This is a genomic window from Candidatus Chloroploca sp. Khr17, from assembly GCF_004138165.1.
GTDB lineage: Bacteria > Chloroflexota > Chloroflexia > Chloroflexales > Chloroflexaceae > Chloroploca.
This window is the reverse complement of sequence record NZ_RYFF01000097.1, coordinates 1-9,137: the sequence shown is the minus strand read 5'-3', so window position 1 is coordinate 9,137 and position 9,137 is coordinate 1. Positions and strand designations below refer to the sequence as shown.

Sequence of the window (9,137 nt, the reverse complement as noted above, 5' to 3'; positions counted from 1 at the left end):
CACCGTTTTCATAACGTGTACTCCTTTCCGCGAACATAGAGCGTATTCCCATCCTTGTAGCCAACTGCAAGAATGGATACCACCATATCATCAATAATGACATCGTTGGCTTTCAATCGCAGCCACAATCCGTTGTTGGTCGTACTTACGAAACCATCGTATATCTTCGCGTGCTGATGCAGTAAAGGTAATTGTGTACATACGATCCGCGAACCGTGTCATAAAACCATGAAGCGCAGTATAGCATACCAAATCCGCATCTGCTGATATAGCAACCCTAGACGATTTGTGTCTGAGGAGTGCCGGCTTTAGCCGGCTAAAGTCGGCACTCCTGTTTATAACCCAGATAGGAGTGCGATAGACAAGGTTTCAGAAGGGCCGGATCAACTTTACGCGCGACTCAGAGTGCCGCCTTCAGTCGGCTGAGCCGGACGCCGACTGAAGGCGGCACTCCCTGATGTCATGCGTCAAAGCCATAAGCATGGTGGCATGCCTCAGCACAGGCAACGGTATCCGCTGGCGCGACGGTGGCCTATGTGGAGCGGCGCGAGGCGGTGCTGGAACGATGTGATCGCTACGGAGGGCCGCGTCGCTGGAACGACGGCCCCGCTGGTTGCTTATTCCGGGTCTGGTGCGCGTAACAGTTCGTCACGTATGGCGTCAAGACGCTCGCTATTCCCAGCGCGATATTCTTTGCGTGCACGTCGAACGCGTTCGCGGATGCTATCTAATCCTACAGGGATTTTGCAATAGCAAGTTCAAGGCAGGCCGAGCACGCAGGAGGCGCTTGCTTGTTGCTTACTCGCTCTTGCCCTTGCTTGGCTCAACTGTTGGTGGCATCGTCGCAATCAAGGCTCGGAGGACTCGTTTTACTGCTTCTGGCGTCGAAAAGACCTGGGCGATATCTGGCTCTAACACGACGACTAAACTTCCATCAGCTTGGGGTTGCGCAAACCGATTTGGTTTCGCCTGTGTGTAGTCGAAGTGATATTCGGGCTGCATATCCTCGCGTGCGAACTCTGCTGATTTATCCTGAAGTTCCTGACTCATTAGATGGAGCAGCCCCTATTCGTATATTCGTGCTCAGCATTCGTGGTCGGCGGCGCCACACGACCGCGCTCCCGTGCTGAAGCATGGTGGCCTCCCTCAGCGCAGGCAACGATCTGCTGGTGCGACGGTAGTCGGTGTGGGGCGGTGCGAGGCGGTGCTGGGACGATGGCCCCCGCTGGGTCGCGTAGGTGTTGGCGAGGCAGGGTGCGTTGGTCGCCTTGCGACCCTCCGTTGCTTCATCTCGTGCAGTAGGCATCATGATGGGACGCGAAACTCCCAATTCTTCGCGTCGCAGTAGTGCCGTAGGTCGCAGGCTGAGCACGCTTTGGCGGGGCGCTCGGGGATCGCAAAATCCTTGGCCTCGATGCGCTGGACGACCTCGTCAAAGACGGCGATGGTGCGCTCCACCGAGCGCGTGTTCTTGTCGAAGCTGATGTAGGGGTTGCCGCCTTCCTCGCTGGTGTAGTAGAGGTGGGTGCGGCTCACCGTCAGGCCCGTGCGCTGCTCGATGATGTGCGCGTAGACCTCCAACTGGCGTCGGTACTGGTTGAGCCTCTCGCGGTCCCTCGGGTCGTTCACGTCCAGCTTGCGCTCGGACTTGAAGTCCACCACCTCGACGGTGTCGCCCTCGCCCTGGATCAGGTCCACCTTGCCGGCCAGGATGTACTCGTCCTTGACCAGCGAGACATCGACCTCGGCCTCGCGGATGTGCGACCAGTCATTGCCGTTGCGCCGCACGTAGCGCAGGACGTGCTCCAGGGCCAACTGGCGGATGGGCGGCGCGAGGTAGACCCGCTCGCGCCGGGTCAGATAGGCGTAGTTTGTATCGAACCAGGCCGCGATCTGATCGGCGGTGACGCGCTGCTGCTCGCCGCGCAGCACCGTCTTGTGGATGTCTTCGATGGTCTGGTGAACCAGGGTGCCGAAGAGGATCGGGTTCTTGCGCAGCGGGGCGAAGGCCAACTCGCGGAAGAAGCGGTACTGCTCGGCGCAGTTCTCGAACACCGTTAGGTGCGAGGTGAACGAATACTCGCGCTTCAGCTTCACATCCTTGATGTGGGCCAGCGGCACGGCGGCCAGCTTCACCTGGCCCGCGCGCCAAGAGGGGAGTGGCGTGTAGTAGTCGGTGAAGTACCGGGAGGGCGTGCGGCCCGTACCGTTCACCTCAAGGGCCGTCAGCAGCAGCAGATTCTGCGCTCGCGAGAAGGCCGTATAGTAGAGCCGACGGAAGTCGTAGAACTTCGTCTTCTCCAGCGGCTCGTAGGGCGGGCGGGCCAGGTAGCCTTCGAGGACCACATCGACCGCGCTGTACTGCTTGCGCGGCACGGCGCCCAGCGACCCGACCACCACGACCGGGAACTCGAGACCCTTGGCCTGGTGGATGGTCAGGAAGGAGACGTGGCCGCTCGGCGCGTACTCCGCCTCGTCCTCGTACTCGTTGATGCCGCCGTCGTGAAGGAAGCGCAGGAACTGGTTGAACAGATCGCGCAGGTTCTTCTCAAGATAGTCCGGCGTGAGCACGCTGACATGGTGCAGGTACTCGAACTTGTTGAGCATCTGCGAGAATAGGCCCAGGTTGCGCATCGGCCGGCTGTCGAGCAGGCCGTTCTGGAGCAGCGTCTCGTCGAGGTAGCGGCTGAAGAGCGGGAAGCGCAGCAGCTCGTAGAATAGCCCGGCGAAGGCGTAGTCGGCGTTCTGGGTGAGCGCCATGTGGTCACGGGCCTTGCGCCGCGCCCACTTCAGAAGATCAGCGTTCTCGGGCTGGCGCAGGTGCTCGGCGAAAGGACGGAAGCACTGCTCGTCGTAGTAGTCCCAGATGTCGAGGTGGGCATCGGGCTTCCACATCCGCACTTGGGGGAACTGGGGGAAGAGGAAGATCAGGGCGCCGATGATCAGCCGGATCTCCTCGCGATCAAAGAACTGATTGGCGCGGGGCGAATAGACCGGGATGCCCTGGGCCTCCAGGAACGTGGCCAGCCCACGCACCTGCTCGTGCTTCACCGAGCGGAAGAGGAACGCCACCTGATTCCAGTCGGTGAGCGTGCCGGCGTCGCGCAGGCCGTGCAGCAAGTCCAGCACCTCTGCATGCCAGGCATCTGCCGTCTTTGCGGCGAGCTTGAGCACCACCGGGCGCTCGGGGAAGGCGTCGTCACGCGGGACAATCGTCTTGGGGTAGCGGAAGGTCTGGCCGTCGTGCTCCCAGTCCTGGCCAGCCATCCAGCCGTTGTAGAAGTCGATGATCGCGGGATGCGAGCGGTAGTTCGTCTCAAGAAAGACCTGCTTGCAGACCCCGGGGGCGAACTTCTCCTTGAACTGGAGGATGTTGCGGATCGTGGCGCCGCGGAAGCGGTAGAGGCCCTGATCGTCGTCGCCCACCACGCAGAGGTTCGGCGCCTCGCCCTGGGCCAGTTCCATCAGGATAAACTCCTGAATAGTGTTGGTATCCTGGTACTCGTCCACCATCAGATAGGCAATGCGTTGGCGCATGGCGTCGCGGATCGCCGGGTAGAACCGCAGCAGCCGCAGCGCCTCGTGCTGGATGGCCGAGAAGTCGAGCGCATTGGCCTCATCGAGCTGCTGGCGGTAGAGGGCGGCGCAGCGGCCGAGGGTGCTGATGGCCGGGTCGGGCGCGGCGATGAGTGCCTCGGGCTCCAGGGCCTCCTCACTGACCGTATTGACCCAGCGCAGCAGCTTCTCCGTGCGGTACCAGGCGCTGGTCTTCTGCGGGTCGCCGAGCAGCAGCTCGACGCCGGGGATCGCGTCGTAGTCCCGGAGGTGCTGGTAGAGGAAGTACTGCTGGTCGAACTGGTCCATCAGCGTGAAGTTGCGCTTGAGGCGCGTGAACTCACGGTGGTCCTGGAGCCAGCGCAGACAGATCGAGTGGAACGTGCCGAGGTACATCTCGTTGAGGTTGAAGCGCACGCCGATCGCGACAAGGCGGTTCGCGATGCGGGTGGTCAGCTCCTGGGCGGCCTTATCGGTGAAAGTCACGACCATGAGCTGCTCGGGGGTCACGCCCTTCTCGGTGATCAGGTAGACCACGCGCTCAACGAGGGTAAAGGTCTTGCCGGAGCCGGGGCCGGCGATGATGAGCAGGGGGCCATCGGTGGAGGTAATGGCGTCGCGCTGCCGGGGGTTGGCGGAGGAGGAGATGAGAGGAGCGAGCATAGTCGGCCTCTAGCTGCAATGGCAACGCGCTGCCCAATGCGTTGCAGCGCTACGCCGGGCTACGATGCACCTTACGAGCGGCCTGCGGGGATGCTCCAAGAGCAGGGAAGCGCGAATACATTATCTCAATCTCAGGACAGAAATCACTCGAAGTTTGACAGCGATGGTGAGATCTGTACTATACTGTGCGTTAGTATAGCATGCGAATGTTAAATGTCAACTAGATGTACCGCCCGTCAGGGCGATTGCAAAATCCTCCTGATCGTCCGCAGATGACGCAGATTACGCAGATTAGGGCTTCCGCATCTGCGTAATCTGCGTCATCTGCGGACACTATCGAACCCTACTGGGACTTTGCAATCGCCCTGGGGTGGTGCGCAGGCCTCGCCGAAAGTGCCTAGCTTTGCCAGCATGCGGTTCTGGCGCAGACGCACTGCGGGTCGCGCAGCACAGCGGCCACGGCGTTTGCATCGGCGGCGGTGCTGGGCACATTGATCTGCGGCGCGTGGGCGTAGGTGCCGGGGGCGATCTGCAGGGTGTGGGCGGTGGGGCGGGGCATTGATTGCCAGATCCTTCGGAGCCTGGCTACAGGCTCTCATAGTCAATTTCACTTTTGCGCCGGATCCGCCTGACGATAATTGTTTGCTGTTCATCATTTATTTCGTAGGCTATGCGCCAGCGTCCAGCCAGCCAGATGCGATAGATGCCTGGTTTGTCACGTAGCTCTTTCGCGCGGGGAGGGCGCGGCGTAGCGGCCAGCAGGTCGATCAATTCGATCACCTGTGCTCGGACATAGGCCGGCAGCGCCTTGAGTTCAGCCAGCGCCTCACGGTGCAGTTCAATCTGGTAACTCACCGGCAGCCTCCGCGCGCGCCAACTCTGCTTTGGCCGCTGCCCAATCGATGCGCGGTGTCGGTGTGGCCGCTTCACGTTCAATCTGGGCTAGCACTTCCGCCAGCAGCGCAGCATCGCCGTCCAGGTCATCAGGGCCTTCGTGACTCCAGGAGTCGAGCAGCGATGGCCGCTGTGCTTCGATCAGACGGGTCAGCTCTTCGCGCACGATCCGGCGCAGCAGTGCTTCTAATTCATTCCGCGAGACGGTGATAGTAAACTGGTCAGAGGGATTGCTCATGACGGGATTCTCCTTTTCACGTCAGCCGTGGTGTCGTGTGGCGTGGCTTCATCTTCCATGCCATGCATCGCCAAGGCGAGTGATCCATCTGACCACGCGCGTTCTTCCCGAACACTTGCCTTGGCCAGGAGATATTCGACAACGTCAAGCACTTCTGCCTGAACCGAGGGGGGTAACTTCTGAAGGTGCTGTTGAATTTGCTCGCTCACCGTCATGGTACGCTCTCCCTGCAGCATGCTGCTGCTGTTCATGCGCTCGTTGCCTTGATTCCCGCTCGACACCGGGCCTCGGCTGCGACGTCTATCGATTCATCGAACTCCGAGACCCGATAGGTTCCCAGCAGATCGAGAAACTCGCGCCGTGACAAACCAAGCACCTGGGCCGCCCATCCTGAGGTAATTACGCCCTGATCGTACAGCCGAACCAGCAAGGCCTCACGAGCCAGGGTGCGTAAACTCTCTGGGGTCTGATTGGGCAAATCGAGCATCTCATGCGGGAGATCAAGGTGTACGGTGGTCATCTCCGTCATACTCCTCTCCGAGGTCGTTCACCAGGCGCGATGCGCTCAGTTCATTATACGCCCACAGCGACTGGCCGGTTGCCAGAAAGGGAGCGATCCGGCCCGTGTCGCTAGGACACCTTCGCGACGTGCGGTGACGTTGCGCAACAGCGTCACCTGCGCGATCATGGAGCCACCGCACTGCGGATCGCCCAGCACCGCCGCCACCACACTCGCATCGGCGGCGGTGATCAGGACGTTGAGTTGCGGCGCGTGGGCGTAGGAACCGATCAGGAATGTGTGGGTAACGGGCAAGGGCATCTTCAACGCTCCTTCGGTGAGCGACGCCAGAACTGCCCCCAGCGTCATGATGTTTCAGTTGAGCGAGCGCCAAGCAATGCCAGGTTGTGGGCGGTGCGCAGCGTGTCGGGATGCTCCGCGCCGAGCAGGCGGGTACGGGCCTCTAGCACCGCCTCGTAGCGCACGCGGGCAGCGGCGTAGTCGCCCTGGGCATACAGCGTGTTGGCCAGGTCCATCGCGGTGCGCAGCGTGTCGGGGTGCTCAGAACCAAGCAGGCGGGTACGGGCCGCCAGCACCGCCTCGGAGCGCACCCGGGCAGCGGCGTAGTCGCCCTGGGCATACAGCGTGTTGGCCAGGCCCATCGCGGTGATCAGCGTGTGGGGATGCTCAAGGCCAAGCAGGCGGGTTTGGGCCGCCAGCACCGCCTCATAGCGCACGCGGGCAGCGGCGTAGTCGCCCTGGGCATACAGCGTGTTGGCCAGGCCCATCGCGGTGCGCAGCGTGTCGGGATGCTCAAGGCCAAGCAGGCGGGTTTGGGCGTTCAGCACCGCCTCATAGCGCACCCGGGCACCGGCGTCGTCGCCCTGGTTCGACAACGTGAGGGCTAGGTTGTCGGCGGTGATCAGCGTGTGGGGATGCTCAGGGCCAAGCAGGCGGGTGTGGGCCTCCAGCACCGCCTCGTAGCGCACCCGGGCAGCGGCGTAGTCGCCCTGGGCATACAGCGTGTTGGCCAGGTTGTCGGCGGTGAGCAGCGTGTCGGGGTGCTCGGCACCCTGTGTTGCCGCCTGGTAGTCCAGCACGGCTTCCAGATGCGGCACAAGCTCCCGACTGCGCTTGATCTGTCCGGCATTCCGCAAGGTGGCGGTATAGCTTGCCAGTACCGTGGCTGTGGTGCCAAGCAGTTCCTGGGGGTGCGGCTGCTGGCGTACAAAGGTCGCCAGCAGCCGGTGCAGGGTGATGGTGCCGGTCTGGTCACTGCTTGGGATGCCCACGATGCCGAGCGCACGCAGTCGGCGGGTGATCGCGTCGCCCGCCGTTCGACCCTCCACGCTGGCCGGGTCGAGGTCGGCAATCTGCCAGAGCGCCTCGTGGGGAAGCGGCGCCGGCGCACAGTAGGCGGCGGCGTGCAAGACCCGCAGCGTCTGGGCGTCCAGCACATCAGCCGTCTGGAGCTGTCGATAGCTGATGGCAAAGGTTGCCGCGACCCCCCGGGCGCGTCCGGTCGGTAGCCCGGCCTCGCGTAGTACCTCCTGCATCGTTTGCGTATCGGCTGGCGCGGCGAAGAGTGGATCGGCCACAATCTGGGCCTGGAACTCGTGCAGGCGCAGGCTGGGGGTGAGCCGCAACAGCGCCGCCGCAATCGCCAGCGCCAGCGGCAAATCGCCAAGCAGGTCGCAGATCGCGTCGGCCGCGCGACGCTCGGCCTCGTCGGTGAGCAGAGTTGCCACTGGGACGCGCTGGTCGTCTGCGTGTGCCCCGAGCAGCAGTTCGACGCTGCGCGGGCGCACTAGTACCGGCAGACGCAAGCGCTGCACCTGGCGCGGCCAATCGTCGCGTCGCGTCGTGATGAGCACGCGGGTACCGTTGCCGGTCGGTTGCCAGCGCGTGAGCAGGGCCGGGTCTTCGAGATTATCGAGCACGAGCAGTCGCCGCACCGGGCTGTTCCAGGCCGCACGCACCCGGGCGATGCGGTCTTCAAATGCCAGGGCCGCAACGTCAGGCAGATCGAGGCCGCCGGGTCCAGCGCAGGCGGCCACCTGGCCGGCGATCAGGTCGGGTTGTTCCATATTCAGCCAGAAGACCCCGCCGGGAAAGGCGGCCTGGTTCTGATACGCGAAGGTCGCGGCCAGCATCGTTTTGCCGACCCCGCCCATCCCGGCGATAGCGGGTGCCAGCACCACCGGCGCATCCCCCGTCAGCAACGTCGCCAGTTCGGCCAGCGCCTCATCGCGTCCAACAAGTGGAATCGGTTGATAGGGCACCTGGAACGCGGGAGATGGCTCAGGGCGTGCCTGGTAGATTGTGGACTTGATGTTGAGCGTGGCACCGGTGAAGTGGTCGTCGAGGTTGTATTGATCACCTTCGACAAACGTCCCCTGGCGCTGATCAAGCGCGCCCTCGGCATAGGCGCCGCCACCCGTATTGACGGAACGCTGCGCTACCCGAGCAGCATCGCCCTGCTCAGGCTGGTCAGACGGTACGCTGGTATCAGGGGCATTTGCCATACACGCAGCCTGTTCTTGCAAAACGCTTTCTGATCTGAAGCCACTACGCTTCACAGAAGCTCACGCGAAGGCGCGAAGCCGCGAAGGGTTAAGCTCACCTCTGCGAACAACGTTGCACCTTGGCGTCAAAATAGCCGCCTTCTTTGCAAGGTGTAGTGGATCTGAACGCATTATAGCAAACGGCTGCGTGGTATTGTGAACGTTTATAAGAAACATTGCGTTATCTTGCGTTGTCTTGTGTTTTATGGTACACTTGTGCTATGAAATTGAGCGACTACGCAAAAAAGGTTGGGGTTCGCTACGAGACGGCATGGCGTTGGTTTCAGGCCGGTACGATCCGTGGACACCAACTGCCTACGGGTACGATCATTATCACCGAGGACGAACCTACCGCCAGTACCACATCTCGTGTGGCGATTTATGCACGAGTTTCTGCGGCAGAAAACAAGCCCAACCTGAACGCGCAGGCAGATCGCCTCGTTGGGTACGGTGCGGCAAAAGGCTATCAGGTGCATGTGGTGGTCAAAGAAGTTGGCTCAGGCGTGAACGATAGCCGTCCAAAGTTTTTGAAATTACTCGCCGATCCCGCGATCACGCATATTGTTGTAGAGCACAAAGACCGCGCAACACGTTTTGGGTTTCGCTATATTGAAACACTCTTAGTCCAGCAGGGTCGTAGTATTGAGGTGGTAAACCAGGCGGAAAACGGCAAAGAAGATTTACTCACCGATCTTGTTGCCATTGTCTCCTCGTTCGCCGCACG

At 61.8% G+C, this 9,137-nt stretch carries 9 protein-coding genes; 1 reads left to right on the top strand and 8 read right to left on the bottom strand.

Features of this window, described 5'->3' with window-relative positions; translation table 11 throughout:
* Positions 1–798 precede the first annotated feature (798 nt).
* The 8 genes from EKD05_RS24525 to EKD05_RS24490 form a co-directional block, all read right to left on the bottom strand.
* Entirely contained in the window at positions 799–1,050 is a 252-nt protein-coding gene (locus tag EKD05_RS24525) for a hypothetical protein (protein WP_129678126.1), read from the bottom strand.
* Between the two features lie 255 nt (positions 1,051–1,305).
* Positions 1,306–4,218, bottom strand: a complete 2,913-nt coding sequence (locus EKD05_RS24520) for an ATP-dependent DNA helicase (protein WP_129678124.1) — start codon at positions 4,216–4,218, stop codon at positions 1,306–1,308.
* Between the two features lie 585 nt (positions 4,219–4,803).
* Entirely contained in the window at positions 4,804–5,073 is a 270-nt protein-coding gene (locus EKD05_RS24515) for a type II toxin-antitoxin system RelE/ParE family toxin (RefSeq protein WP_165360955.1), read from the bottom strand.
* Positions 5,057–5,350, bottom strand: coding sequence for a hypothetical protein (locus EKD05_RS24510; RefSeq protein WP_129678120.1), 294 nt, complete (start codon positions 5,348–5,350; stop codon positions 5,057–5,059). Before EKD05_RS24510 ends, EKD05_RS24515 begins: the two co-directional genes overlap by 17 nt.
* Entirely contained in the window at positions 5,347–5,601 is a 255-nt protein-coding gene (locus EKD05_RS24505; RefSeq protein WP_129678118.1) for a DUF2281 domain-containing protein, read from the bottom strand. The genes EKD05_RS24510 and EKD05_RS24505 overlap by 4 nt, the downstream gene beginning before the upstream one ends.
* On the bottom strand, positions 5,598–5,870 hold the full coding sequence (locus EKD05_RS24500; protein ID WP_205704078.1) for a UPF0175 family protein: 273 nt from the start codon (positions 5,868–5,870) through the stop codon (positions 5,598–5,600). Before EKD05_RS24500 ends, EKD05_RS24505 begins: the two co-directional genes overlap by 4 nt.
* A gap of 45 nt (positions 5,871–5,915) precedes the next feature.
* Positions 5,916–6,170, bottom strand: a complete 255-nt coding sequence (locus EKD05_RS24495) for a hypothetical protein (RefSeq protein WP_129678116.1) — start codon at positions 6,168–6,170, stop codon at positions 5,916–5,918.
* A 44-nt stretch (positions 6,171–6,214) separates the two neighbouring features.
* Positions 6,215–8,374, bottom strand: a complete 2,160-nt coding sequence (locus EKD05_RS24490; protein ID WP_129678114.1) for a tetratricopeptide repeat protein — start codon at positions 8,372–8,374, stop codon at positions 6,215–6,217.
* A gap of 260 nt (positions 8,375–8,634) precedes the next feature.
* Here EKD05_RS24490 and EKD05_RS24485 point away from each other — a divergent pair.
* Positions 8,635–9,137, top strand: a 503-nt coding sequence (locus EKD05_RS24485; protein ID WP_129678112.1) for an IS607 family transposase, incomplete at its 3' end; no start/stop codon positions are given.